Annotated in this window: 21 protein-coding genes and 2 pseudogenes; 10 read left to right on the top strand and 13 right to left on the bottom strand. The window is 62.3% G+C overall.

All coding sequences use genetic code 11. The features are described from left to right. Nucleotide 1: 1 nt before the first annotated feature. The 7 genes and pseudogenes from KDD17_RS04415 to KDD17_RS04385 all read right to left on the bottom strand — a co-directional run bounded on the left by KDD17_RS04415 (nucleotide 2) and on the right by KDD17_RS04385 (nucleotide 6,932). Complete coding sequence (locus KDD17_RS04415) at nucleotides 2–709, bottom strand: ThuA domain-containing protein (protein WP_212705461.1); 708 nt, start codon at nucleotides 707–709, stop codon at nucleotides 2–4. Continuing rightward, complete coding sequence (locus KDD17_RS04410) at nucleotides 706–1,542, bottom strand: NAD(P)-dependent oxidoreductase (RefSeq protein WP_212706293.1); 837 nt, start codon at nucleotides 1,540–1,542, stop codon at nucleotides 706–708. Before KDD17_RS04410 ends, KDD17_RS04415 begins: the two co-directional genes overlap by 4 nt. 31 nt (nucleotides 1,543–1,573) lie before the next feature. After that, nucleotides 1,574–3,088: a sugar ABC transporter ATP-binding protein gene (locus KDD17_RS04405; RefSeq protein ID WP_212705460.1), complete on the bottom strand. Its 1,515-nt coding sequence runs from the start codon at nucleotides 3,086–3,088 to the stop codon at nucleotides 1,574–1,576. Beyond that, nucleotides 3,085–4,086, bottom strand: a complete 1,002-nt coding sequence (locus tag KDD17_RS04400) for an ABC transporter permease (RefSeq protein WP_212705459.1) — start codon at nucleotides 4,084–4,086, stop codon at nucleotides 3,085–3,087. The genes KDD17_RS04405 and KDD17_RS04400 overlap by 4 nt, the downstream gene beginning before the upstream one ends. Before the next feature lie 12 nt (nucleotides 4,087–4,098). After that, nucleotides 4,099–5,072: pseudogene (locus KDD17_RS04395) on the bottom strand (ABC transporter permease). A 23-nt stretch (nucleotides 5,073–5,095) separates the two neighbouring features. Beyond that, nucleotides 5,096–5,893: an SDR family oxidoreductase gene (locus KDD17_RS04390; RefSeq protein WP_212705458.1), complete on the bottom strand. Its 798-nt coding sequence runs from the start codon at nucleotides 5,891–5,893 to the stop codon at nucleotides 5,096–5,098. A 70-nt stretch (nucleotides 5,894–5,963) separates the two neighbouring features. Then, nucleotides 5,964–6,932: a sugar ABC transporter substrate-binding protein gene (locus KDD17_RS04385; RefSeq protein WP_212705457.1), complete on the bottom strand. Its 969-nt coding sequence runs from the start codon at nucleotides 6,930–6,932 to the stop codon at nucleotides 5,964–5,966. A gap of 311 nt (nucleotides 6,933–7,243) precedes the next feature. Here KDD17_RS04385 and KDD17_RS04380 point away from each other — a divergent pair, with 311 nt between their 5' ends. From KDD17_RS04380 to KDD17_RS04355, 6 genes are all read left to right on the top strand, one after another. After that, nucleotides 7,244–8,980, top strand: coding sequence for an ABC transporter substrate-binding protein (locus KDD17_RS04380; protein ID WP_212705456.1), 1,737 nt, complete (start codon nucleotides 7,244–7,246; stop codon nucleotides 8,978–8,980). 24 nt (nucleotides 8,981–9,004) lie between these two features. After that, nucleotides 9,005–9,814: an SDR family NAD(P)-dependent oxidoreductase gene (locus KDD17_RS04375; RefSeq protein WP_212705455.1), complete on the top strand. Its 810-nt coding sequence runs from the start codon at nucleotides 9,005–9,007 to the stop codon at nucleotides 9,812–9,814. Between the two features lie 64 nt (nucleotides 9,815–9,878). Further along, nucleotides 9,879–11,189: a M24 family metallopeptidase gene (locus KDD17_RS04370; RefSeq protein ID WP_212705454.1), complete on the top strand. Its 1,311-nt coding sequence runs from the start codon at nucleotides 9,879–9,881 to the stop codon at nucleotides 11,187–11,189. Between the two features lies 1 nt (nucleotide 11,190). Further along, entirely contained in the window at nucleotides 11,191–11,955 is a 765-nt protein-coding gene (locus KDD17_RS04365; RefSeq protein WP_212705453.1) for an SDR family oxidoreductase, read from the top strand. Nucleotides 11,956–11,965: 10 nt separating this feature from the next. Continuing rightward, a complete protein-coding gene (locus tag KDD17_RS04360; RefSeq protein ID WP_212705452.1) occupies nucleotides 11,966–12,709 on the top strand; it encodes an SDR family oxidoreductase in 744 nt (247 codons plus the stop codon). Then, entirely contained in the window at nucleotides 12,697–13,881 is a 1,185-nt protein-coding gene (locus KDD17_RS04355; protein WP_212705451.1) for an alpha-hydroxy acid oxidase, read from the top strand. Before KDD17_RS04360 ends, KDD17_RS04355 begins: the two co-directional genes overlap by 13 nt. 68 nt (nucleotides 13,882–13,949) lie before the next feature. On the opposite strand, the gene arsJ is transcribed toward KDD17_RS04355, so the two are convergent. The 3 genes from arsJ to phnF all read right to left on the bottom strand — a co-directional run bounded on the left by arsJ (nucleotide 13,950) and on the right by phnF (nucleotide 17,054). Further along, a complete protein-coding gene (gene arsJ, locus KDD17_RS04350; protein WP_431358147.1) occupies nucleotides 13,950–15,149 on the bottom strand; it encodes an organoarsenical effux MFS transporter ArsJ in 1,200 nt (399 codons plus the stop codon). A 68-nt stretch (nucleotides 15,150–15,217) separates the two neighbouring features. Continuing rightward, the gene (locus KDD17_RS04345) at nucleotides 15,218–16,216 is read right to left on the bottom strand and encodes an ArsJ-associated glyceraldehyde-3-phosphate dehydrogenase (RefSeq protein WP_212705449.1); all 999 of its coding nucleotides are present in this window, start codon (nucleotides 16,214–16,216) and stop codon (nucleotides 15,218–15,220) included. Between the two features lie 127 nt (nucleotides 16,217–16,343). Next, entirely contained in the window at nucleotides 16,344–17,054 is a 711-nt protein-coding gene (phnF, locus tag KDD17_RS04340) for a phosphonate metabolism transcriptional regulator PhnF (RefSeq protein ID WP_348541494.1), read from the bottom strand. Between the two features lie 182 nt (nucleotides 17,055–17,236). Here phnF and KDD17_RS04335 point away from each other — a divergent pair, with 182 nt between their 5' ends. Next, complete coding sequence (locus KDD17_RS04335) at nucleotides 17,237–18,325, top strand: alpha-D-ribose 1-methylphosphonate 5-triphosphate diphosphatase (protein WP_254796939.1); 1,089 nt, start codon at nucleotides 17,237–17,239, stop codon at nucleotides 18,323–18,325. On the opposite strand, the gene KDD17_RS18720 is transcribed toward KDD17_RS04335, so the two are convergent. Then, on the bottom strand, nucleotides 18,312–19,328 hold the full coding sequence (locus tag KDD17_RS18720) for a cupin domain-containing protein (protein WP_254796889.1): 1,017 nt from the start codon (nucleotides 19,326–19,328) through the stop codon (nucleotides 18,312–18,314). The genes KDD17_RS04335 and KDD17_RS18720 overlap by 14 nt on opposite strands. 91 nt (nucleotides 19,329–19,419) lie before the next feature. Here KDD17_RS18720 and pobA point away from each other — a divergent pair, with 91 nt between their 5' ends. The 3 genes and pseudogenes from pobA to pcaG all read left to right on the top strand — a co-directional run bounded on the left by pobA (nucleotide 19,420) and on the right by pcaG (nucleotide 21,928). After that, nucleotides 19,420–20,604 carry a 4-hydroxybenzoate 3-monooxygenase gene (gene pobA / locus KDD17_RS04320; RefSeq protein WP_212705444.1) on the top strand — a complete coding sequence of 395 codons (1,185 nt, stop codon included), beginning with the start codon at nucleotides 19,420–19,422 and terminating at the stop codon, nucleotides 20,602–20,604. Nucleotides 20,605–20,690: 86 nt separating this feature from the next. Continuing rightward, nucleotides 20,691–21,374: pseudogene (gene pcaH, locus KDD17_RS04315) on the top strand (protocatechuate 3,4-dioxygenase subunit beta); the annotation flags it as partial. After that, nucleotides 21,374–21,928: a protocatechuate 3,4-dioxygenase subunit alpha gene (gene pcaG / locus KDD17_RS04310; protein WP_212705443.1), complete on the top strand. Its 555-nt coding sequence runs from the start codon at nucleotides 21,374–21,376 to the stop codon at nucleotides 21,926–21,928. The pseudogene pcaH and the gene pcaG, both read left to right, overlap by 1 nt. Nucleotides 21,929–21,936: 8 nt before the next feature. Here the strand turns inward: pcaG and KDD17_RS04305 are convergent, their stop codons facing one another. Continuing rightward, nucleotides 21,937–23,232, bottom strand: a complete 1,296-nt coding sequence (locus KDD17_RS04305) for an HlyD family type I secretion periplasmic adaptor subunit (RefSeq protein WP_212705442.1) — start codon at nucleotides 23,230–23,232, stop codon at nucleotides 21,937–21,939. After that, the gene (locus KDD17_RS04300) at nucleotides 23,229–24,956 is read right to left on the bottom strand and encodes a type I secretion system permease/ATPase (protein WP_212705441.1); all 1,728 of its coding nucleotides are present in this window, start codon (nucleotides 24,954–24,956) and stop codon (nucleotides 23,229–23,231) included. The genes KDD17_RS04305 and KDD17_RS04300 overlap by 4 nt, the downstream gene beginning before the upstream one ends. Nucleotides 24,957–24,992 lie beyond the last annotated feature (36 nt).

Below are 24,992 nucleotides of genomic sequence, written 5' to 3'. Positions count from 1 at the left end.
ATCAGGCTGTGTCGCGTGCCGCCCACAGCGCCCCACGGCGAATGATCTCGGTCACCTGCGGCACCTTCAGGTCATCCAGTTCATGGCCTATCGAGCAATAGAAGACGCGCCCCTTGTCCCAGCGGCGCTTCCAGACGACCGGGATCACGGTGCCTTCGATCCACCACAGGTGATCGCCCGAAAATGTCGTGGTCGCCAGAACCTCGTTCGAGGGATCGACGAGCATGTAGTATTGCTCGCTCGTCAGCCGGAAGCTTTTGATGCCTTGCACGATTGGATCGTCCGGCTTGCAGATCGTCACATCATAATCAATGTAGTCTTCGCGCGGCTGAAGATTGTCGGGCCATCCGGGCGGGTGCGCGACGAACTGGCCTCCGATCAGAAAATGATAGGTCGGGCGGTCGCGAAACGCGTCCCCCATGTGCCCGTGCCAGCCCGCGATCCCGCAGCCATTCGCGATCAGCTGCAACAGACCGTCCTCCTGCGGCTTTGTCATATTGCCGAACTCTTCACGGTGGCCCGAGCGCGCAGAGGACCAGATCGGCGTGATCAGATCGACATCCGCCAAGTCTTCAGGCTGCGAGAGCGGTTCAAGCGTGTCGTAGACCTCGACGCCAAAACCGTTTTCTTCCAGCAAATCTTTGTACCACCCCGCAAAATCGGTCGGCGTGTGGCCTTCCCAGCCGCCAACAAAAAGCGCTGCTTTCATGGTCTTTCCTTTCGCATAAAATCCAGGACTGACGCCATATCGCGGGCGCCGTAGCCCGCCTTTTCCGCGTCGATCAATTTGGCCAGGGTCGCACGGCCTTGTGGCATCGCGGTGCCAAGCCGATCTGCAAGCCCTGCCGTCACTTCCATATCCTTGCGCGCCAGCGCTACCGTGAACGTGACATCGTGCTCCGCCTCATTGAGATAAAGCGAACGCCGATATTTGAGCATCGGCGCACAGGCAGCGGAGGCTTCTATCACATCGAAAGCGAGAGCGGGCGCAATGCCGGAGGCTTCGGCCAAGGTCATTGCTTCGGCAAGCGTCTGATTGATCCCGTGGATCAGCGAATTCACCGCCAGTTTCATCACCGCCCCCGCGCCGGATTGCCCCAGGTAGATGGTCTGCCGTCCAAGCGCATCGAAGACGGCCGCCAGATCTGGATCGGCATGACGACATCCCGCCATTATCAGCAGATCCGCATCTTCGGCGGCTTTTGTCGCGCCCGAAACGGGCGCATCGATCACCCGAATTTTGTCAGGGGCCCTAGCGACAAGTTCGCTGATGTGGTCCGGGCTCATCGTACCCATCTCGACGAGGGTTGCGCCGCTGGTTGAGGCAAACAATCCGCCTTCGCCCAGATGCACGGCATCGGATGCACTGTCATCGGCCAGCATGGTGATGACGATCTGCGCCTGCGCGATCAGATCGGAAGGATCTACCACGGCGATGCACGCCTCGTTTTTCGCAAAATCCTTTGCCGTTTCCGCGGTCCGGTTCCAGACGTACACCTCATGACCGGCCGCGATCAGGTTGCGCGCCATGTGCTGGCCCATGCGGCCCAGCCCTGCAAAGCCAACGCGCATGTCAGGCGACCTTGTCGCTGGCTGTGATCCCTGAAATCGCCTGAATGAGGCTCTCTTCGGTGACTTCTTCGGAGGTGAAGGTCCGCATGACCCTGCCCGAGAACATCGCGACGATCCGGTCGCTGACGTGCAGCACTTCGGGCATCTCGGAGCTGACCACGATGACAGCATAGCCCTGGGCGGCCAACGATCGGATCAGGTTGTGAATTTCGGACTTTGATCCCACGTCGATCCCGCGGGTCGGCTCGTCCACGATCAGGACCTTGGGGTGCATCGACAGCCATTTGCCAATGACGATCTTTTGCTGATTGCCACCGGAAAGGTTGCCCACCGTCTGCTTCCAGCCCGGCGTTCGGATATCCAGCTTGTCTTTGTACGTATCAAAGATCTCTGTCTCGGCACCGGTCGCGACAAACGGGCTGGATGACAGATCACCCACCTGAGGCAGGGTCATGTTGTCACGGCAGTTCATGCCCAGGACCAGACCCTGACCTTTGCGATCCTCCGGCACCAGCGAAATGCCCTTGGCGATGGCATCGGCGGGGGAGGAGATTCGAACCTCCTCGCCGTCCAGCAGAATTTGCCCCGCACTCGGGTCGCGCAAACCAAAGAGCGTCTCTGCGATTTCGGTGCGCCCTGCCCCGACCAGACCGTAAAACCCCAGCACCTCGCCGCGGCGGACCTCAAAACTGACATCCGTGAACAGGTCTCCGCACGACAGCCCACGCACTTCAAGAGCGACATCACCCAGCGCGTGACGGCTTGGTTCACGCGACAAATCAAGCGCGCGGCCAATCATCAGTTGCGTGATTTCTTCCTCGCTGGTGGCACGGGTTTCCAGCGTTCCGCGATAAGAGCCGTCCCGGAGGACGCTGATCCGGTCGGTGATCTTGAAAATCTCTTCCATTCGGTGAGAGATGTAGATGATGCCCACCCCCCGGCTTTGCAGGTCGGCTATGACATCGAACAAAACGACCTTTTCCGCGTCGGTCAGCGACGCCGTCGGCTCGTCAAAAATCACCGCCTTGGCATCCACCGTCAGCGCGCGGGCAATCTCGACCATTTGCTGGTTGGCAATGGACAGATCACCGACAATCGTCTTTGCGTCGAAGCCGACGTTCAACTTCTTCAGGATTGCGTCGGTTTGCGCATAGAGCGTGGCCCAATCGACGCGCCCGAACGAGCGGCGCGGCAGCTCCCCCAGATAGATATTTTCGGCGACTGTCAGCTCTTCGGCCAGGCTGAGTTCCTGATGAATAAAGACGATCCCCTTTGACTTGGCCTGCAACGGGGACGTCATGACGGTCGGGACTTCCTCCACGATGATCTGGCCTTCCTCGGGCTGGTAAATACCGCCCAGAACCTTCATCAATGTCGATTTTCCGGCCCCGTTCTCCCCCATCAGCGCGTGGACTTCGCCCGGCATCACCGAAAAGGAAACGCCATCAAGCGCGCGCACACCGGGGAAGGTTTTGACGATCCCTTCAAGACGCAAGGCAGGTGTTTGTTTGGTCATATCTTCAACTCCTCTTTGCCCTTGGCGTTCAACTGGCGGTCAAGAAACAGCACGGCGATCAGGATCAGTCCGATCACGAGATTGACGGTCGAGGTATCCGCACCAATGTGGCCCAAACCCTTGCGCAGGAGTTGAATGGCCAAAACCCCGCCCAGGGTCGCAACGATAGATCCCGAGCCACCCGTCAATTTGGTTCCGCCAAGGACCACCGCAGTGATGACCCAAAGCTCGTAGAGCTGGCCGTCATTCGGATTGACCGAGCCGGATTCGGAATAGAAAACCACCGCCGACAAGGCCGCAAGAAAGCCGATGATCATGAAATTGATCAGCATGTGCGGTCCGACCTTGATGCCCGCATTCACCGCCGCCTCGCGGTTGTCGCCGATGGCGTAGGCGTTGCGCCCGTGGATGGTGCGCGTCATCACGTACCAGATGACCAGCGTAACGACGGCCAGAAACCATGTCGCGGTGTGCAGCCCCAGAAACTGCGCTTCGGCAAAATCCACCAAGGTCCAGTTCAGGCTCGATGTCGGATTTTCACCGTTGTACATGAACACCAGCCCGCGAAAGCCCAGCATCGACCCAAGCGTGACGATGAAGGCATCGACCCCCGTTTTCCACACGATCAACCCGTTGATCGCCCCCAGGACGACGCCCGTCAGCAAGGCCAGACCCCAGGATACGGGGATGACCCAATCGCCCAGCCCCGCAAACGCCGCCCACGTCATACTGTCGAGCAGGATCACCGCCGAGAGCGCAAAAATCGCACCCACGCTCAGATCGATGTTTCCGTTCACCATGATGATCGTCATCCCCATGGCGATAATGCCGATGGGCGCCGACTGCTTGAGCAACAGCAGCATGTTGTCGAGATCCATGAACGCCTTGTCGGACAGGGACAGGAATTCACCCGCCACGCTGAAAAAGATCAGCTCAAGCACGATAAAGCCCCAGATCGCGCCATTCTTGAGAAATTTGGACAGTTTTCCGGCTTCCATTCTTCCGCTCCCTTACGCGATGCTTGACCAAAGCTTACCGCGCTTGGCCGCGATATCGAGCCAGACCGCAAGAATGATGATCACCCATGTCACCACGAATTGGACGTAAAATTGCAGGCCGACCAACAGGAGGCCATTCTGGATGAACCCAAGGATCAGCACGCCAATCACGGTTTTGAAGATTGTGCCCGACCCGCCAAGCAAGGACGCGCCACCCAGGATCACCGCCGCCAGAACATCAAGTTCAAGCCCCTGGCCAACCGTGTTTTGCGAGCCAAGGGAGCGGCTGGCCTGAATAAGCCCCGCGACGGCCACACAGAACGCGGACATCACGTAGCACAGGAAAACCACACGCGCGCGCTTGATCCCCGAGAAGGTCGCGGCCGTCCCGTTGCCACCAACCGCATAGACTTTGCGCCCGAAGGGCGTCTTTGCCAAAATGATGCCCAGAAGGGCAGCCAAAGCCACGAAAATGAGGATGGGCACCGGAATTCCGAGCGCAGTTCCCTGCCCGAAAACGCCGAACCACGTGCCTTCCTTGTCAGCCAGATCCATGTTCTGGCCCCCGAGTATGTCAGTGTCAGGCCGTGAATGGCCGACAACATGCCCAGGGTGACAATCAGGGAATTGAGCTTCAGATACCCCACCAGAAACCCGATGAAAGCCCCCAGACACAGCGTCATGCCAAACATCGCAGGAATGGCAAGGGCGGGGCCAATCTTGTCATGCAGATCCAGAACCACGATCGTCGAGAACGACATCATTGAGCCGACCGACAGATCGAGGTTCCCGCTGATGACGACAAATGTCACCCCTAGCGCCATGACACCCAGGATCGCGGACGACCGCAGAACGCCCATCACATTGTCAGGGCTCAAGAACCGTTCGTTCGCGAGCGTGAATCCGATGATGAACACCGCAAAAGCAATCAAAATGCCCTGCCGTGCCAAAAACCGGCCAATGTCTGATTTGGACATCTCTGCCATAGTTCCCTCCCAAGTGCCCGGCGTCAGACCAGTGTCATCCCGCCGTCGATCATGACGATCTGCCCGGTCATGTAGTCGCTGTCGCGCGACGCCAGATACGTCGTTGTGCCGGTGATATCCTCGGTTGTCGCGACGCGACCGCGCAGGATCTCCGACGAAAACTCCTCCATCGCCTGTCCCGGCCGGTCTGCGGCGCCGATTTCCATCAGGTTCTGATCGACCTGCTCCCACATTTCCGTCGCAACGACCCCGGGGGCAAATCCGGTAACTGTGATGTTGTGCTTTGCCAAATCGCGCGCGCCCGATTGGGTCAGCGCCACGACCGCAAATTTGCTGGCGCAATACGGAGCGACATTGTCAAATCCCTGACGGCTCGCGATCGAGGCCGTGTTGATGATCTTGCCGCCCGTCCCTTGGGCGATCATTTGACGGGCCGCTTCCTGCATACCGATCATGCAGCCCAAGCCGTTGACCCCCATGATGAAATTCCAGTTGTCCTCGGTGACTTCAAGGAAATTCATTGGCCGGTTCACACCGGCATTGTTGAATTTGACGTCAAGTTTGCCAAAGTGATCGACCGCCTGAGCAATCATCGCCTTGACGGATGCGCGATCGGTGACATCGACCTGCCGATGCGTCACCTTGCCGCCGTATTGCGCGGCCCGGTCAACGTTCGCAGCCGCGACCTGCGCGACCTTGTCGCCGTTGATGTCCGCAAAACAGACGTCAGCGCCTTCATCGAGTAACGCTTCGGCAATTGCGCGACCGATACCTTGGGCGGCACCTGTGACGATACAGGATCGACCGTTCACACGTCCCATGATGTATCTCCCCGTTTTTGAGCAGTTGTTCAGCGGGGAGCCACGAGGCGCCCCGCACCACGGGAAGTGCTTAGAACACAGGCTTTGTAAATTCCGTCATATTGTCCTGCGTGATCTTCGGCGTGTCGAAGTAGTTCAGAAACGGAAGGTCTTCACCGCTAATCAGGTCAATCGCGGACTTGAGCGCCGCTTCCGCATCATCAACGGGCGACTGGTAGATCGACCCCCAATACTCGCCCCGTTCCATGGCCTCATACCCAACCGCAAAGTTGGTCGCGCCAACGAAGGTGATGCCTTCGGCACGGTCGGCCGCAAGAGCCGCGTTCAGGGCACCGACACCCATGTTGTCATCGCCGGCGTAAACGCCATCGATGTCATCGTATTTGACCAGGAATGCCTCCATGACCTGCTGGGATTTTTCACGGTTCCAGTCGCCCGGCTGTGTCTCGACCAACGTAACGTCCGGGCACACTTCCGGCAGACGATCATCAAAACCCTGCTGACGCTCGATGGCAGTCGTGTAGCCGGGTTGACCCGAAATCTGCACAACGCGTGCTTCGGTCTCGATCCCCAGCGCCTTGAAGCGATCACACATGATCTCGGCAGAACGCGCCCCCTGCGTGACGTTGTCGGGGCCAGAGAAGGTCGCGACAAAATCGAAACCGGCCTCAGCGATGTTTGAATTGGTCACGACGACCGGGATATCGGCGGAATGCGCCTTGCGTACTGCTGGGATCACGGCCTCACCGTTTGTGGGCCAGATGATGATGGCGTCGACCTCCTGCTGGATCAGATCTTCCATCTGCGCGATCTGCCGGGCCACATCGCCACCTGCATCTAGAACGACGACCTCGACGTTCTCGTTTGCTTCTGCAGCAGCAATGAACGCCTTTTCATACGTCGTCTGGTAGCTGTCGACGCCCACGTTGTTTTGCGTGATGCCGATGCGCATCGGGCTGTGGCCATCTGCATAGGCTGCCCCGGCAAGCGTCAGTGCTGTCGTTGCGGCGGTTGCCGTAAGGGTTGTGCGTAGTGTCATTTTGATCTCCTCCAAGAGTATTCAGGCTTTTTCTCTTCTCCCCGCCCTCCCGCAGGGGGGAATCACCATCGGCTGACCGACGGGATCTCCCCCACGTTGCATTGCGCTCGGCAACATAACCTCCCGAATAGTATCCAATTTGGATAGAAAATTATCCATTATGGATATTTTTGCGATACATCTCAAAGCCAGTCCCACATCACAATGAGGTCAATACCGTGGTGAGTCAAAAATCATCCAAAGTGAACAATCCGCGGAGCCGAGACCAATCGGACCCACGCTCAAAGAAACGGAAGGCAACGGCTGAGGGTATGAACGCGATGAGGGGAGAGAGTTTCAATCACCTGATGCCGCCTCAGGCAAAAGCAGATGTGCTGAGCGTTCTCTCCTTTCTGGAAAATCTCGGCGATGAGCTTGAAAGCACGTCCGAGCTGTTTGCCGCCACGCCGAACCTGCGCATTACGATGCACCTGATCCGCGGACATCTCGAAGGGCGGCTTACCACGATGTCGTCCCTGATCGGTGCAAGCCGCGCCCCCTACGCAACGGCAAATCGCCGCATAAAGGACATGCAGCTGGCGGGCCTGATTGATCAGCGGCCACGCACAGACACGGGAAAAAGCTTTTCGCTGCACCCAAGTGTTGAGTTGCTCGATCAATGGACGCGATTGACCAGCCGCGTACAGCGCCTTGCACACGCCCAGTTTGGCGGGGCTGCAGCAGATGAGACATCAGAATACTATTTTGGTGAATCCTATCTCAGCGCCAAGTCGATCCCGCCAATGAAGGTCCTTTCCGAGCCGCTGAAGCTCGCGGGTGGGCTGCGTGTTCTGGTGCATGGCGATCCGACTTTCATGGTGATGGACAATCTCAAGCGCCAGTTCGAACAGACAATCGGCACGCAAATCCACCAACGGGCCTTTTCAATTGATCGTCTGCGGGAAGAAACGATGCGCAATGCCGCGCGCAAGTCCAGCACCTATGACATCGTTGCCGTTGATCTGCCTTGGGTCGGAGGCTTTGCCGAAAATGACGTCCTGATGCCGCTTGATGAAGCCATGGACATTGCTCGCATTGATCCATCGGATTTTCACACGGCTGGCTGGCAAGCCGCCCATTGGGGCGGACGCGCGTACGGTATCCCGGCACAGACGACCCCGGAATTGCTTTTCTACCGCAAGGATCTTTTTGCGCAGGCGGGCCTGAAGCCGCCGCAAACGACACAGGATCTGCTGACCGCCGCAAGAGCGCTGCACGATCCGCAGCGCGGCCTGCACGGCATTGCCTGGAACGCGGCGCGCGGGACGGCATTGGGTCACACGGTTCTCATGACACTGGCGGATTTCGGACAACCCATTTTGGATTTGAAGCCGATTGCAGGGGGCTACGAGACGCAACATCTCGCCAACCGCGATTACCGCTTCACGATCGACACCCCGGCAGGATTGCAAGCGGCGGAATTCCTCAAGGAGCTGCTGAACTATTCGCCGCCCGATATCCTGTCGATGTCGTGGTACGAACGCATCCGGCCCTATGCCGCCGGGCAGATCGCGATGGCTTACGGCTACACCCTGCTCGCTCCCTATTTTGAGCTCGATGATGCATCGCCCGCCAAGGACCAGACCGGCTACCTGCCGCACCCGGCAGGGCCGAACGGGGCGGCCATCGCCCCGGTAGGCGGCTATATCATGGGAATACCGGCCAACCTGCCCAAGGAACGCGTCGCCGCAGCGGTTGAGGCCTTGCTGGTCTTCACCTCTCCTTCCGCGCAAAAGCTGTATGTACAAAATGGCAGCCGGACCAATCCGCGCTATTCCGTCGCCTCGGATCCCGACGTGCGACGTCTGTCCCCGATATTCGAAGCCGTCGACGGGATGTGCTGGCGCGATGAGCTGCAGTTCTGGCCACGGCCGCCGATCCCCGAAATCGACGAAGTCATCCAGATTTGCGGAGAAGAGTTTCACGACATGCTGCGCGGCATCATCAGCCCGCAGGACGCGTTGCGCCGCGCCCAGCAACGGGCGGACGCAACTTTATCACCACCGTAGTCATGACGTCAGGAGGAGACACCCATGGACCCCAAACGCCTTCAAGGTAAGAATATTCTCATCACAGGTGCCGCGCGCGGCATGGGTGAGGCCAACGCGCGATCCTTTGCCGGGCAAGGGGCAAACGTGTGCCTTGGTGATCTTGATGCCGACACGGCTCAGACCGTCGCAGACGAGATCAACGCAGCCGGAAACGGCAGGGCGATTGCCGTGAAAATGGATGTCACCAAACGTGCGGACAATGCCGCAGCCGTGGCCGCAACGGTCGAGGCGTTCGGGTCCATCAATGTCGGCGTCTTTAATGCAGGCCTGAACAAGCCCCGGTTCTTCATGGATATCGACGAGGACAACTGGGATCTCATCATGAACGTCAATACGAAGGCGATGTGGCTGGGCATGCAGGAAACCGCCCGCCAGATGATCGCCCAGGGCCCGATGGACGATCACCCCTACAAGCTGATCAATGTCGGCTCCATCGCGTCGCGCAAACCGCTGGTGGATGTCACCGTCTACTGCACGTCGAAATACGGCTGCCTTGCCCTGACCCATTGCGGCGCCATCGGTCTTGCGGAGCATGGCATCACCGTGAACGGGTACGCGCCCGGCGTCGTTGTGACGCCGCTTTGGGAACAGCTCGACAAGGATCTCGTCGATATCGGCTTCAAGGAAAAGGAAGGCCAGGCCTACGACGATATCGTGCGCGACGCACTTCAGATCAAACGTGTGTCCTACCCAAAGGACATCGTCGGGACCGCATCCTTCCTCGCGTCCGATGACAGCGACTACATGACCGGCCAGATGATCCACGTCGATGGCGGCTGGTGCATCCAGTAACGCACCCCCCCTTTTCCAACCTGAACTTCAGAACGGGGCCCAGCGCGCCCCGAAGGAGACTTCCATGTCAGAACGTCCGGGCAATGCCCTTATGCCGAACCTGCTTACACCGCAGGACCTCGAACCGAACTGGGAATGGCGCGAAAAGCTGCCGGCGCATGGTCACATGTCCGTGGATTTTGAGCGCCGCATCGATCATGACCGCCTGCGCCGCTACCGCCTCGCGCGGACACGGCAATCGCTCAAGGCGTCGAATGCGGGCACGCTGCTTTTGTTCGATGTGAACAACATCCGCTATGTCTCGGCGACCAAGATCGGCGAATGGGAGCGAGACAAGATGTGCCGTTTCTGTTTGCTGACAGGCGACGACAGCCCCTATGTCTGGGATTTCGGATCCGCCGCCGAACACCACAAGCGGCATTCCGACTGGCTGGAGCCCAGCCATTGCCTTGCTGGCGTCGTCGGGATGCGCGGCACGATCCCGCCTGAATTCGGCTTGATGCAGAAATACGCCAAGCAGATCGCCGGATTGATCCGCGACGCCGGCATGGCCGACATGCCCGTTGGTGTGGATTATGCTGAAACGGCGATGTTCCACGCGCTGCAACAGGAAGGCCTGAACGTTGTCGACGGCCAACAGATCATGCTGGCCGCGCGCGAGATCAAGAACACCGATGAGATCCAGCTTTTGACCCAAGCGGCTGCAATGGTCGATGGCGTGTACCACATGATCTACGAAGAGCTGAAACCGGGTGTGCGCGAGAATGATATCGTCGCGCTGTCCAACAAGATGCTCTACGAGATGGGATCGGACGATGTGGAGGCGATCAACGCCATTTCCGGTGAGCGCTGCAATCCGCACCCGCACAACTTCACGGACCGTTTGATCCGGCCCGGCGATCAGGCCTTCTTTGACATCCTGCAATCCTATCAGGGCTATCGCACCTGTTACTACCGCACCTTCAACGTGGGCCGCGCAACCCCGTCGCAGAACGACGCCTATACCAAGGCACGCGAATGGATTGATGCGTCCATCGCGATGATCAAACCGGGCGTGTCTACCGACAAGGTGGCCGAGGTCTGGCCGACCGCGCAATCGCTTGGCTTTGCGAATGAAGATCAGGCCTTTGGGCTACAATTTGGCCACGGACTCGGACTTGCCCTGCACGAGCGACCGATCATTTCGCGCGCCGTGTCGATGGATCACCCGATGGAGATCAAGACAGGCATGGTCTTTGCACTGGAAACCTACTGCCCTGCGACCGATGGCTATTCCGCCGCAAGGATCGAGGAAGAAGTCGTCGTGACCGAAACCGGCTGCGAGGTCATCAGCCTCTTCCCCGCGGAAGAGTTGCCGATCGCGAACCGGTACTGACATGGGCAACCCGTTTGATTTGACAGGCCGCCGCGCCTTGGTCACCGGAGGGGCGACCGGCATCGGCGAAGGCATCGCCCTTGGCCTTGCCGCCGCCGGGGCCAACGTGGCGCTGACCTATCGCAGCCATCAACCCGACGACACCCTCGCCAGGATCGGGGAATTGGGCGTCAAGGGCGCCGCCGTGCAGGCCGACTTTGCCGACATGGATGAAGCAGCCGCAAAGCAGGTCATAGGCTTTGCCAGCGACGCCCTCGGCGGGCTGGACATCTTGGTCAACAACGCTGGCATCATCCACCGCGAAGAGAGCACTGACATGCCGCTCAAGGACTGGCGGCGCGTGCTCTCGGTGAACCTCGACTCCGTCTGGTTGCTATCTCAGGCGGCGGGGACGCACATGGTTGCCCAGGGCGCTGGCAAGATCATCATCGTGTCCTCTGTCCTCGCATCGCAGGGCGGCCTGCGCGTACCCGCGTATGCCGCCAGCAAACACGCGGTTGTCGGCCTGACCAGAGCTCTGTGCAACGAATGGGCACCGCACGGTGTCAACGTCAACAGCATCGCGCCGGGCTACACCGCTACCGACAACACACAAGCGCTGCGCGACGATCCCGACCGCTCGAGGGCGTTGCTCGAACGCATTCCGGCGGGCCGTTTCGCGGACCCGTCGGAAATCGCGGGGGCGGCGGTTTTTCTGGCGTCAGACGCGGCCAACTATTGCCACGGAAGCGTGGTCACCGTCGACGGTGGCTGGCTCGCCCGGTAGGAGGAAGACTATGGATCAATCCCTGACAGGCAAGACCGCGCTAATCACCGCGGCGGGTGCAGGTATCGGACGGGCGAGTGCCGAGGCGCTTGCCGCACGGGGTGCACAGGTCATCGCGACCGATCTGGACAGCGCGGCCGTTACCGAATTGGCCCGCACATCCCCGAATATCACAGCCCACGAACTCGATGTGCTGGACGCGGCAGCTGTGCAGGCACTTGTGGCGTCCGCCGGTCCCTTGGACATCCTGCTCAATTGCGCAGGCTGGGTACACGATGGCACGATCCTTGATGTCGACGAGGACGTCTGGGATCGCGCCTTCGCTCTGAACGCCAAGGCCATGTACCGCGTCACAAAGGCCGTGCTGCCGGGCATGCTCGCCAACAAGTGCGGTTCGATCATCAATATCTCCTCCATCGTTTCCAGCGAAAAAGGCGCGCCGCGCCGCTTTGCCTACGGCGCGTCAAAGGCGGCGATCATCGGGATGACAAAGGCCATCGCCGCCGACTTTGTCCGTGACGGCATACGCTGCAACGCGATCTGCCCCGGCACAGTGCAAAGCCCGTCCCTGAACGACCGGTTGAGCGCGACCGGCGACTTCGACAAAGCTCTCGCCGCATTCAAGGAACGCCAGCCCATGGGCCGACTTGGCCGCCCTGCGGAAATTGCCGAAATGGTCTGTTATCTGGCCGGGGACCTGTCGGCCTTCACCACCGGCCAGGCCTTTGCCGTGGATGGCGGGTGGTCGATCTGATGGGGCTCGACCGCGCGGCCTCTATCGAAGACTTGCGGCTGCGCGCCAAACGCCGCATCCCGCGCTTTGCGTTTGATCTGGTGGATGGCGGGGCGGAAAACGAACGCAACATGCGCCGCAACACCGAAGCCTTCGAGAATGTCGAACTGACCCCCCGCTACATGGTGGATGTCTCCACCATCGACACAAGCGCAACCGTGTTCGGACAGACTTTCGATGCGCCCTTCGGCATGGCTCCCATCGGCATGCTCAACGCATTCTGGCCGGGGGCGGACCTGACGCTTGCGCGATTGTGCAAGGCGCAAAACATCCCCTACACGGCCAGTTCAGCCTCCTCGACCACGCTGGAACAGCTTGCCGAAGCCGCGGACGGAAACGGCTGGTTTCAGCTATATGTGTCCAGCGATGCGGATGTCACCGAAGGGCTGATCGCGCGGGCAGAGGCCGCAGGCTACACCACGTTGATGGTCACGGCGGACGTCCCTGCCGCGGGCAAGCGTGACCGCGACATCCGCAACCAGCTTGCGGTGCCGTTTCGGTTTACACCCGAGGTGATCCTGCAATGCGCCATGAACCCGCGTTGGGCGCTCACCAGTCTGAAACACGGCACGCCGAACGTGGCGAACTACGCTGATCTTTTGAAAAGCGCTACATCCTACGCGGAGGTGCAGAAAACCCTGATTACGCCCGGATTTACATGGGAAGACCTCAAACGCTTGCGGGCCCGCTGGCGGGGCAGGCTTTTGGTCAAAGGTATTCTGCATGCAAAGGATGCGGTGGCCTGCGCCGACATTGGCTGCGACGGGATTGTCGTGTCCAACCACGGCGGCCGTCAGGTAGCCTTTGGCCCGCCGACGATCGACGCCCTGCCCGCCATCGCCGAAGCCGTCGCGGGCCGCATGACCCTGATCCTCGACAGTGGTATCCGGCGGGGTGCGGATATCCTGCGCGCAAAAGCCCTTGGGGCCGATTTTGCCTTTGCCGGGCGCGCGTTTGCCTACGGTGTCGGTGCCGGGGATGACGCGGGCGCCGGGCGCGCGTTCGATATATTGCAATTGGAACTGACCCGCGCATTGGGTCAGCTTGGCATCCCGTCTTTCAAGGATGTCAGTTCGTCTGAACTCAGCCGTTTCGATGCAGCGCCGCCCGGGCGCAGTCTTGGTCCCGCCTGATCCTCACAAGAACCGCACGCCGAACATTCGCCGTATCTTGAAGCCTCTAAGGCGGTGTTGCAGGCCGCTTAGCCGATTTCGCGCGGCTCTGGCCGGAGGCGCCCAACAACCACCGCCGAGAGTACCACCATCCCCGTCGCAGTCCCCAGCATCAAAGGCAGGCCACCGGTCTGGTAGGTCATCCCCGACAGAAGCGTCCCCACCAGCCGCCCGCAGGCGTTGGCCATGTAATAAAAGCCCACATCCATCGTCACGCGCTCGGCCTTGCTGAAAGACAGGATCAGATAGGAGTGCAGCGATGAATTCACCGCAAAGATCGCGCCAAACATCAGCAGGCCGACAACCAGCGTCGCCGTCAGCCACATCTGCGGCGCGCCGGCGATCAGCGCGGCAATGGTCAGCCCGGCGGGCACCACCGCAAGCGCCCAACCCCAGCCGCGCGCGGCGCCGATCAGATCCGCATGGCCCCGCGTTCGGGCGCGCAAAAGGCGCGGCGCATTGGCCTGAACGAGGCCGTAGAGGATGATCCAACCGGCCATGAAGGTGCCGATGGCAAAGAATGCCGCGCGGTTCGACGCGGTCGTGCCATCCGACAGCACGGCGTAGAAATAGATCGGGATGCCAACGACAAACCAGACATCGCGCGCCCCAAACAGGAACACCCGCGCCGCGCTGAGCCAGTTGACGTTGGCCGATGTCGACAGCACGTCGGAAAATTTCGCCCCCTTGCGCCCCCGTGGCAGGCCCGATGGCATGGCGATCAGCACCGCCAGCAAGATCGCGGCAAGGATGGCAGCCATGCCGAGCACCGCCCAGACGAACCCCAGCGTCGCCAGCAACCCCGTCCCCAGAAGAAAGCCAGCCCCCTTGACCATGTTCTTGGACCCGGTCAGCAGCGCGACCCAGCGGAAAAGGCCACCGTCCTGCGCCGGTGCGAGGATCTTTACCGCCGATTTCGACGACATCTTGGCGAGGTCTTTGGCAACGCCGCTCGCCCCCTGCACGAGCATGACGAAAACAACCGACGCCGCCACCGTCCACGAGGGATCAAGCTGCGCGAGCGCCAGCAACGCCAGCACCTGAAGCGCCAATCCCGCGTAGAGCGTCGAGGCCAGCCCGAAGCGCGCGGCAATCCATCCCGCGCACAGATTGGTCACAACCCCGGCGATTTCGTACAGGACAAAGAGATAGGCCAGCTGGACGGGCGAAAACCCCAGCGTGTGAAAATGCAGCAGCACCAGCATCCGCAGGGCTCCGTCGCTGAGCATGAATGCCCAATAGGCCGCCGTGACCGCGACATAGGCCGATAGCCCTTCGGGGCGCCCGGCGGGCTGGCTCACAGGCTGTCCCCGACCATGCAGGCCACATCCACCAACCGGTGCGCATAGCCCATCTCGTTATCGTACCAGGCATAGATTTTCACCTGTGTGCCGTTGATGACCATGGTGCTGGGCGCGTCGACGATGCCGGAGCGGGTGTCGTTGGTGTAATCGGCTGACACCAGCGGGCGGGTCTCATACCCCAGAATACCGCGCAACGGGCCATCGGCTGCGGCCGCGAAGAGGGCGTTGACCTCCTGCACGCTCGTTTCGCGTGCGACTTCGAACACGCAGTCGGTCAACGATGCGTTGAGCAAGGGCACCCGGACCGCGTGCCCGTTCAACCGGCCCGCCAATTCCGGGTAGATCAGCGTGATCGCCGTCGCGCTGCCGGTGGTCGTGGGGATCAGTGAATTCAGCGCCGAGCGGGCGCGACGCAGATCCTTGGCCGGGCGGTCCACGATGGTTTGCGTGTTGGTCACGTCGTGGATCGTCGTGATGGAGCCGTGTTTGATCCCGAGCGCCTCGTGGATCACCTTGACGACGGGGGCGAGGCAATTGGTCGTGCAGCTCGCCGCCGTCACGATGTCGTGCTGCGCGGGGTCGTAGAGCTCGGTATTGACCCCGTAGACGATGTTGGCGGCACCGCCGTCCTTGACCGGCGCCGAGACCACGACCTTGCGCACGCCCGCGTCGAAATAGGGCGCAAGCTTGGCTTGCGTTTTGAACACGCCGGTACAGTCGATCACCACGTCGACACCGTCGAGCGGCAGCGCGGCAATGTCGCGTGTCCCGAAAAAGGGGATCTTCGTGCCGTCGATGGTGATGCTGTCGCTGTCGTAGGCAAACTCAGCCTGCCAGCGGCCGTGCACCGTGTCGAACTCCAGCAGATGCGCATGCATTTCGGGATCGCCGACGGCGTCGTTGATCCAGGCAATGCGGGCCCCGCGTTGCAACAGCGGTTTCAGCGCCAGCTTACCGATGCGGCCAAGGCCGTTGATGGCGTAGACAATCATGTGCGGGCTCCTTTTCGCGCAGATGTCGCCGGACGGTCCCCGCGTCCGCGTTTTAACGCCCGAGGGTTATTTCAATTGCGCGCGTGCTGAAAGTGAAGGTTTTGTAACACGCAGCTTGCGCCGCCCCCTAGCCTTCCAGTGTCAGCGTTAGACGGTCGCCCGCAAACCAGGTGCGGCCGAATTCCACCGGCTGCCCCTGCCCGTCGACGTTTACGGATGTGGCGCGCAAAAGCGGATCGCCCTCTGCCAGCCGCAGGTGCAACGCCTGCGTGGCACTGGCGCGCACCGCAGTCAGACGGGTGGAGGCGCGGGTATAGTCATCGATGCCCGCCGCGCGTAGCGCTTCGGTCACGCTGCTGTGCTGTGTCAGGGCGGTGGCGATTCCGGGAAGCCTGCGCACGGGAAACAGGCTCTCGAACAGGGCGATGGGCTGGCCGTCCGCCAACGACAGACCGTGATAGACGCAGACCGGATCGATGGCGGGAAGGTTCAGCGCCAGCGCTTCGTTTGACGTCGCCGCGCGCGTCTCGATGGTCAGCACGCGTTTTTCCGGCCTGCGCCCGGCGGCACTCAGATTTTCGTGAAAGCGCACACGCCGTGAGAGCGGGTAATCGGTCGGCGTGGCCGCGACAAAGGCGCCGGCACCGCGCCGGGTGCGCACCAACCCCTCCTTGACCAGTGCGGAAATGCCGTGGCGGACCGTGTGACGGTTGACCCCGAACCGCTGCGCCAGCGCGGCCTCAGTCGGCAAGCGGTCACCCAGCACGTAGCGCCCCTCGGCAAGATCATCGCGCAGGGCCGCCGCGATAGCCTTCCAGATCGGGGTTTTTGCAGGAATATCGCTCAAACTCTCACATCTCCCCTTCCGCGCCGCCCGGTATCTGCTAATATATGTATAGTTGTATAGGGATACCAAAACTTGTCCAGATCAAAGCTCCGGTGCCTCCCGTGAATGGGCGTAGCCACCCATCGAACGATCTGTGTCTCGCGAATGCGCGGCTCGTGCTGGCCGATCGGGTGATGCAGGGCGCACTGACCGTTCGGGACGGCCTCATCACCGATATTGCCGAAGGGGATCACCTGCCGCCCGGCGCAATCGATTGCGACGGTGATCTGGTCTTGCCCGGACTGGTAGAACTGCACACCGACAACGTCGAGCGCCATATCGAGCCGCGCCCCGGGGTCGACTGGCCACATCTGCCCGCCCTTCTTGCCCATGATGCAGAGCTGGCCTCGACCGGGATAACGACCGTATTCGACGCGATGCGCGTGGGGTCCATCCACGGCGGCAAGGGCCGATATCTCAGATATGCCCGCACCCTTGCCGACGCCCTGCTTGCCGCGCGCGCACAGGGGTATTTCAAGATCAGCCACTTCCTGCATCTGAGGGCAGAGATCTGTTCCGATACGCTGCTGGATGAATTCGCGACCTTTGGTCCCACGGACCGGGTCGGCATCGTCAGCCTGATGGATCACACCCCTGGGCAGCGGCAGTTTCGCGACCTGGAGGTGCTGAAAAACTACGTCGCCAAGAAACGCGGGATGAATGACGCTGAATTTGCCGCCCACGTGGAAAACCTGATGAGCCTGCAGCGGCGCTTTGGCGCGCGCCACGAGGTTGGCGCGGTGACCGAGGCCGCCCGCCTCGGCGCGGTGCTGGCCAGCCACGACGATACCACCGCCGAACATGTTGCCACCTCGGCGCGCAACGGCGCGGGCTTTGCCGAATTTCCCACGACGCACGCCGCTGCCGAGGCCTGCCGCGCCCACGGCATTGCGGTGATGATGGGGGCGCCGAACCTGATCCGCGGCGGCTCCCACTCCGGCAATGTCGCGGCAGAAGCGCTCGCGCGGGCGGGCCTGCTGGATATCCTGTCGTCCGACTACGTGCCCTCGGCGCTGCTGCTGTCGGCCTTTCGCCTCGCGTCGATCTGGGATGATCTGCCGCGCGCCATTGCCACGGCAACCGTAAACCCGGCCCGCGCCGCCCGGCTGCACGATCGCGGCACGCTGGCGCACGGCCTGCGTGGCGACGTTCTGCGGGTGCGCATGATCGGGGAAACCCCGCTGCTGCGCGGTGTGTGGAGCCAGGGAATCAAAGTTGCCTGAGCGAGGCGCGCCCCGACCGACGCGCCCCTTGGCCGCGCCTAGAAGTCGCGAGCCGCGCGGTACGCCTTTGGCGACAGGCCGAAGGCGCTGCGAAAGCTGCGGCTGAAAAACGACGGATCGCGAAAGCCCGATCTATGCGCGATTTCGGCAACGCCAAGACGGGTGTACTCAAGCAGCCGCTTGGCCTCGAGCAGGCGGCGTTGGCGCACCAGCGCGTTGGGCGCCGCCCCAGGATCCGCCGACACACCCGCGTCAGATGCGGCGCGGAGACATCCAACCTGTCAGCGTAGCCTGCCACGCTCACATCCTCGCGAAAACATTTTTCGACCAATGCGCAAAACTGCTCCGCCTGCAACTCGTGGCGCGTTGCCTGCACCTGCGGGGCCGGTCCGGCCAGGGATGTCTCACGGCGCAAATCACCGCTGATGGCGGTCAGAACCAATTGCGTCAACGTCTCGAGCAGGGCCGCGCGTTCGATCTGCATCCCGTGGTAGGCCTGCCCGAGACGGCCAATCGCCTCCGCAATCAGATCGAAATTCTCGCAGCGCGCGCGGGGCATCAATCCGCCCGCCTGCATTTCGGGACGAGCAAGCAGCGCCGCGACGGGCGCGCCAAGTGCGCTGATGCGCAGGCTCAGCACATCGCCCACCACATCATCGGCAAATCGAAATCCGTGGGCGACCCCCGCAGGCACGAACAGCGCCAGCGGCGCGGTGCTGGTATGGGCCAGATCGCCCACGCGCAGCGAAACCCCCGGCGTGCGAAAGACAAACACCTGCGCGAGACTCTTGTGACGGTGAAGTCGGATTGTCCAATGATGCTGGCTGCTGCGCTCGTGGATCGGCTCGTGGTGCACCGGGTCGGTATAGCTCCCCGAAAGCAGCTCACCAAAGAGTTCATAGGTCGGAATGCTCCGTTGCATCATGATGATCCCTGCGGTGGCGTGCATCTTCAGCCTGCCCCGTCTGATCGGATAGTGCAAGGATTGCGCGCGCAGTGTCATGGCCTCAGGCATTTCGACAGTGTAGGTATTTCTGACGTTAACTTGCGGTACGCTGCGCCGTGACCGGCCCGTGCATCATTCAGGGAAATCCATGGCAAGAACGCTGAAAACACAGGTCTGCATCATCGGCTCTGGCCCCAGCGGGCTTTTGCTGTCGCAGCTTCTTGCCAATGCGGGCATCGACACGGTTGTCATCGACCGCAAGGACCGCGCCCATATCGAGGGGCGGATCCGCGCGGGCGTGCTAGAACAGGGCACCGTCACCGCACTGGAGGAGGCCGGCGCCGCCGACCGGCTGCACCGCGAGGGGCTGCCCCACGACGGGTTCGAGCTGGCCTTTGACGGCGATCGCCACCGTATCGACCTCAAGGCGCTGACCGGCAAGACCGTCACGGTCTACGGCCAGACCGAGATGACCAAGGATCTGTTCGACAAGCGCCACGCTGACGGCCAGATCTTTTTCTTTGATGCAAGCGACGTCAGCCCGCGCGATCTGACAACCGCAAAACCACGCGTCGCCTTCACCCACGGGGGCGAAAGCATCATCGTCGAATGTGATTATATCGCCGGATGCGACGGCTTTCACGGGGTATCGCGACGGGCGATCCCGGCTGATGTGCTCAGGACATTTGAGCGGGTCTACCCATTCGGCTGGCTCGGCATTCTTGTCGAGCGTCCCCCCGTCAGTCACGAATTGATCTATGCCAATCACGCGCGCGGCTTTGCACTGGCGTCGATGCGATCGGCGACGCGGAGCCGCTATTACGTCCAGTGCGATCTGAAGGACGATATCGCAGACTGGTCCGATGACCGGTTCTGGGAGGAGCTTGCCACCCGGCTGGGCGCGGATGCGGCGGCAAACCTGCAAACCGGTCCTTCGTTCGAGAAATCCATCGCGCCGCTGCGGTCTTTCGTGGCCGAGCCGATGCGCTACGGTGCGCTGTTTCTGGCCGGGGATGCGGCGCATATCGTACCGCCGACGGGGGCCAAGGGGCTCAACCTGGCCGCCGCCGATATCCGCATCCTGTCGCGCGCGCTCATCGCGCATTACGCGGACGGTAACGATCACCACATCGACACCTATTCGGAAACGGTCCTGCGCCGCGTCTGGAAGGTCGAGCGTTTCTCGTGGCAGCTGTCGACGCTGATGCATCAGTTCCCCGAAAACTCGCCCTTCGAAAAGCGGATGCAGCGGGCGGAGTTCGACTATCTCAGCGGGTCCGAGACGGCATCGCGCGCGCTGGCCGAAAATTACGTGGGCCTGCCGCTTGATTGACGCAATGTCCCGATCCACCCTGCCCCGACGCAACCAAGAGCGTTCACCATGACCAAGCTTATCGCCGCGCGGGATCTTGACAGGCACCCCCCCCGCTTGCCCCCGATTACCGCAGTTCGCGCCTGCGCGCGCCGATGCACGCCCGGCTGCATCACGCGCCTACGCAAACCGAAATGACCGGCCCCGCGTTCGGGCACGGCGACATTGGCCCGCTCGACGATGATCTGATCGTGAACTACGCGGCGGCGGGTGCGGCGGCCATCGGCCCGCGCATTCTAGTACATGGCACGCTGCGCGATGAGCAGGGCCGCCCCCTGCCCGGCAAGCTGATCGAGATCTGGCAGGCCAACGCAGGCGGTCGGTATCGACACGTCAAGGACGGCTACCTCGCTGCGATTGACCCGAATTTCGGCGGCTGCGGGCGGTGCATCACCCGCGCCGACGGCAGCTACAGCTTTCGTACGGTGCAGCCCGGCCCCTACCCCTGGCCCAACGGTGGCAATGACTGGCGGCCCGCACATATCCATTTCTCGGTGTTCGGCGATGGATTTGCCCAGCGGCTGATCACCCAGATGTATTTCGAGGGAGATCCGCATATCGCGCTCTGCCCCATCGTGCAGGCGGTCCCCAGCAAGGCGGCGGTCGAGACGCTCATCGCCCGGCTCGACATGGCGGCGACGGTGCCGATGGACATCCGCGCCTACCGGTTCGACATCACGCTGCGCGGGCGCGACCAGACCCTGTTCGAGAACCGGATGGAGGGCGGGTGATGCGCAAGTTCAAAGAGACGCCGTCGCAGACCGCCGGGCCCTACGTGCACATCGGCTGCGTGCCGAGTTTTGCCGGGCTGGCGGACATGTACGGCGGGCACGACCCCGGCGCGCGGATGATCACCGGCGCGCCCGACGGCACGCCCGTGACGCTCACGCTGACGGTGATGGACGGCGCGGGCGATCCGGTCACGGACGCAATGATCGAGATCTGGCAGCCCGGCCCCGATGGCCGCTTTGGTCCCACCGAAGGATTCAGGCACTGGGGGCGTCAGCCCACCGACGCGCAGAGCGGGACGGCGGTGTTCGAGACGCTTATGCCCGGCGCGCCCACCGGACAGGCGCCGCATGTGCTGATCTGGATCGTGGCGCGGGGCATCAATCTGGGGCTGATGACGCGGCTCTATTTTCCGGGACAGGAGAACGCCGCCGATCCGGTGTTCCGCGCGGCGGGCACGCGGGCGCAGACACTATTGGCCACGCCCGCCGAGGGCGGATTTCACCACAACATCCACCTGCAAGGCCCCGATGAAACGGTTTTTTTCGACGCCTGACGCGCCGCCTATTCCTCGCGGAAGGCCTGGACCAGCTGATCGCTCAGCGGCTTGACGAGATAGCTCAGCACCGTGCGTTCGGCGGTGGTCAGATAGGCCTCCACCGGCATCCCGGGGATCAGCGCGCGGGTGCCAAGCCGGTCAAGCTGCACGTCAGGCACCGCAATTTCGACCCGGTAGTAGGACTGGCCCGTGATCTCGTCGATCGACGTCGTGGCCGACACGCCCGCCACCTGCCCGCGCAATTCCGGCGTGGTGCGCTGGTTGAACGCGGGGAACAGCACCTTTGCCTCCTGCCCCGGAAACACCTGGTCGATGGACGAAGGATCGACACGCGTGAAAAAGCTGAACCCCTCATCGCGCGGCACGATTTGCAGGATCACACCGCCTGGCGGCACCACACCGCCAAGCGTCGTGAACTGCATCTCGTGGATACGCCCGGCGTCGGGCGCGCGGATCTCGACGCGGTCGAGCTGTGCGGCGGTGGTAAGGATCTGCTGACGTAACTCTTCGATGCTGGTGGTGGTTTCGCGCAGACGGGTAACGACGTCTTCGGTAATCTCGCGGCGACCTTGCAGCACCTCGATCTCGGTATCGCGGATCGAATTCTGGATGCGCGCCAGCTCAGAGCGATGCTCGGCCACCTGGCCCAGCAGCTCTGCCTCGTTGCGTTGCAGCCCGCGCAGCTGGCTGGCGCGTGCGAGCCCCCTTTCGGTCAGCTGCGTCGTCGCCGCGATTTCTTCGGCGATGAACCCGATCTGGCGCTGCTTGGCCGCGATCAGCGCTTCGACACCGGTGATCTGGTTGCCGAATTGCGCGGCCTTCTCGGCGAGACGGTCGCGGCGGCTGGCCTCAAGCTCCTGCCGCGCCTCGAAAATCTCTATCTGGCCCGCGCGGTGCACTTCGGCCTCCGCCGCGTCCACCAGCGGATCGACCGCGGCAAAGCTGATGTCAGGCGCGTCAATCTGCTCGGCGATAAGCCGGTCGCGGGTCGCCAGAGCCTCGGACAGTCGCGCGCGGTAGATCGCCAGATTGGCCTCAAGCGAGGTGTCATCCAGCGTCACCAGCGGCGCGCCCCGCTCCACCGCATCACCTTCGCGCACGTGCAGCGCGGCGATGATACCGCCGTCGAGATGCTGCACGGATTTGGGGCGTCCCGTCACCTCGACCGTGCCGGAGGCGATGACCGCGCCGCTGATCTCGGTCGTGGTGGCCCACCACGTCCCGCCGCCCAGCAACAGCACGGAGGCCAGCGCACCCAGAACACCGGGCCAGCGGATAGATGTACGCAGGGTTGGGGTCATGCCGTCTCACTCGAGGTGGGCACCGCACGCGGGCGCAGCGACTTTTGCAGGATCTCGTCACGGGCGCCGAATTCTGCCACGCGGCCGCCGTGCAGCACCATCACCTTGTTCACCGCAGCGATGGCGCTGGGGCGGTGGGCCATCACAACAACGGTTGATCCCGCCTCGCGCAGCGCCAGGATCGCCTGTGACAGCGCATCGTCGCCCGCCGCATCGAGGTTCGAGTTCGGCTCGTCCATCACCACATAGCGCGGACCGCCGTAGACTGCCCGTGCAAGCCCGATGCGTTGCAACTGTCCGCCCGAAAAGGGGCCCGCGTCGGTCGTCATCTGCGTGGCGTAGCCATCGGGCAGTTGCAGGATCATCTCATGCACACCGGCCAGGCGCGCGGCCTTGATGACTTCCTCATCGGCGGCCTCAGGATCAAAGCGGGCGATGTTGTCGCGCACCGTGCCGGTCAGCAGCTCCAGCCGCTGCGGCAAATAGCCGATCTGGCTGCCTAGCGCATCCTCGCTCCATTGATCCAGCGTCGCCCCGTCGAGCCGGACCGATCCCTCATCCGGCAGCGTGGCACCCACGAGGATCCGCGCAAGCGTGCTTTTGCCCGACGCACTTGGTCCGATCACGCCCAGCGCGTCGCCCGGCTCAAGCCCGAAGGTCACACCGTCAAGGATCGGGGCGCGTTCGCGGGCGCGGTCCCCGGGGACATATTTGCTCACCCCTGCGACGCCCAGATGGCCTTTTGCGGGTGGCAGATCGACGGTTGGCCGGGGCACGGGAGCGGCGGCGAAGGTCTCGCGCAGTCGGCGGTGCGCCTCACGCGCGCGCACAACGGTGGCCCATTGGCCGATCACCTGATCCACCGGCGCCAGCGCCCGCCCGGCGATGATCGAGGTCGCCACGATCATGCCCGCTGTGATCTGTTGTTGCAGCGCAAGATAGCCGCCCAGCCCCAGTAGCGAGGATTGCAGCAGCAGACGGAACGCCTTGGAGGCCGCCGTATAGCCCTGCCCGCGATCTCCGCCGACCTGTGCCGTCGCCAGCCCGTCGCGGTGCATCTGCGACCAGCGTGCCGCCACGCCCCGGCGCATCCCCATCGGCAGAACCGCCTCCGCCGTGCGGCGGCTTTGCTCGACAAAAAAGGATTCCGCCCCGTCCATCTGCATCGCCTTGGCGGTATGTTTGCGCGTGGTGAACTGGTTGAGCAGCGCCAGCACCAGTACCACGCCCAGACCCGCCACCGTCAGCCAGCCCAACCACGGATGCACAAAGAAACACACCGCGACATAGATCGGGATCCACGGCAGATCGAAAAAGCCGAGCACAACCGGGCTGGACAGAAAACCGCGCACGATGGCCAGATCCGATAACGGGCGGTTCAGCATCGGCAGATCGGCAAGGGCGGCACGCAACCAGACGGCGTAGGCCTCATCGCTGATCTCCTGATCCAGCCGATAGGCCGCGCGCGACATGATCCGGCTGCGCAGGAAATCGTAGACGCCGAGAAACACAAACAGCACCACCACCATCAGGTACAGCGCCTGAAGCGTGGGCACAGACCCGCTCGACAGCACGCGGTCGTAGACCTGAAGCATGAACATCGGCCCGGTCAGCATCAGCACGTTCACCGCTGCACTGAACAGCGCGACCACCACAAATGTGCCGCGCAGGCGCGCGACCGCCGCGCTGTAGGCGGTCGCTCTGAGGGGGCGCAGTGCAGTCACGGGGGTCGCATCCTTTCGTTCAATGGGGGTGCAGCG

Source organism: Sulfitobacter albidus, from assembly GCF_018200035.1.
Taxonomy (GTDB): Bacteria; Pseudomonadota; Alphaproteobacteria; order Rhodobacterales; family Rhodobacteraceae; genus Sulfitobacter; species Sulfitobacter albidus.
This window is presented reverse-complemented; position numbering and strand designations above follow the sequence as displayed.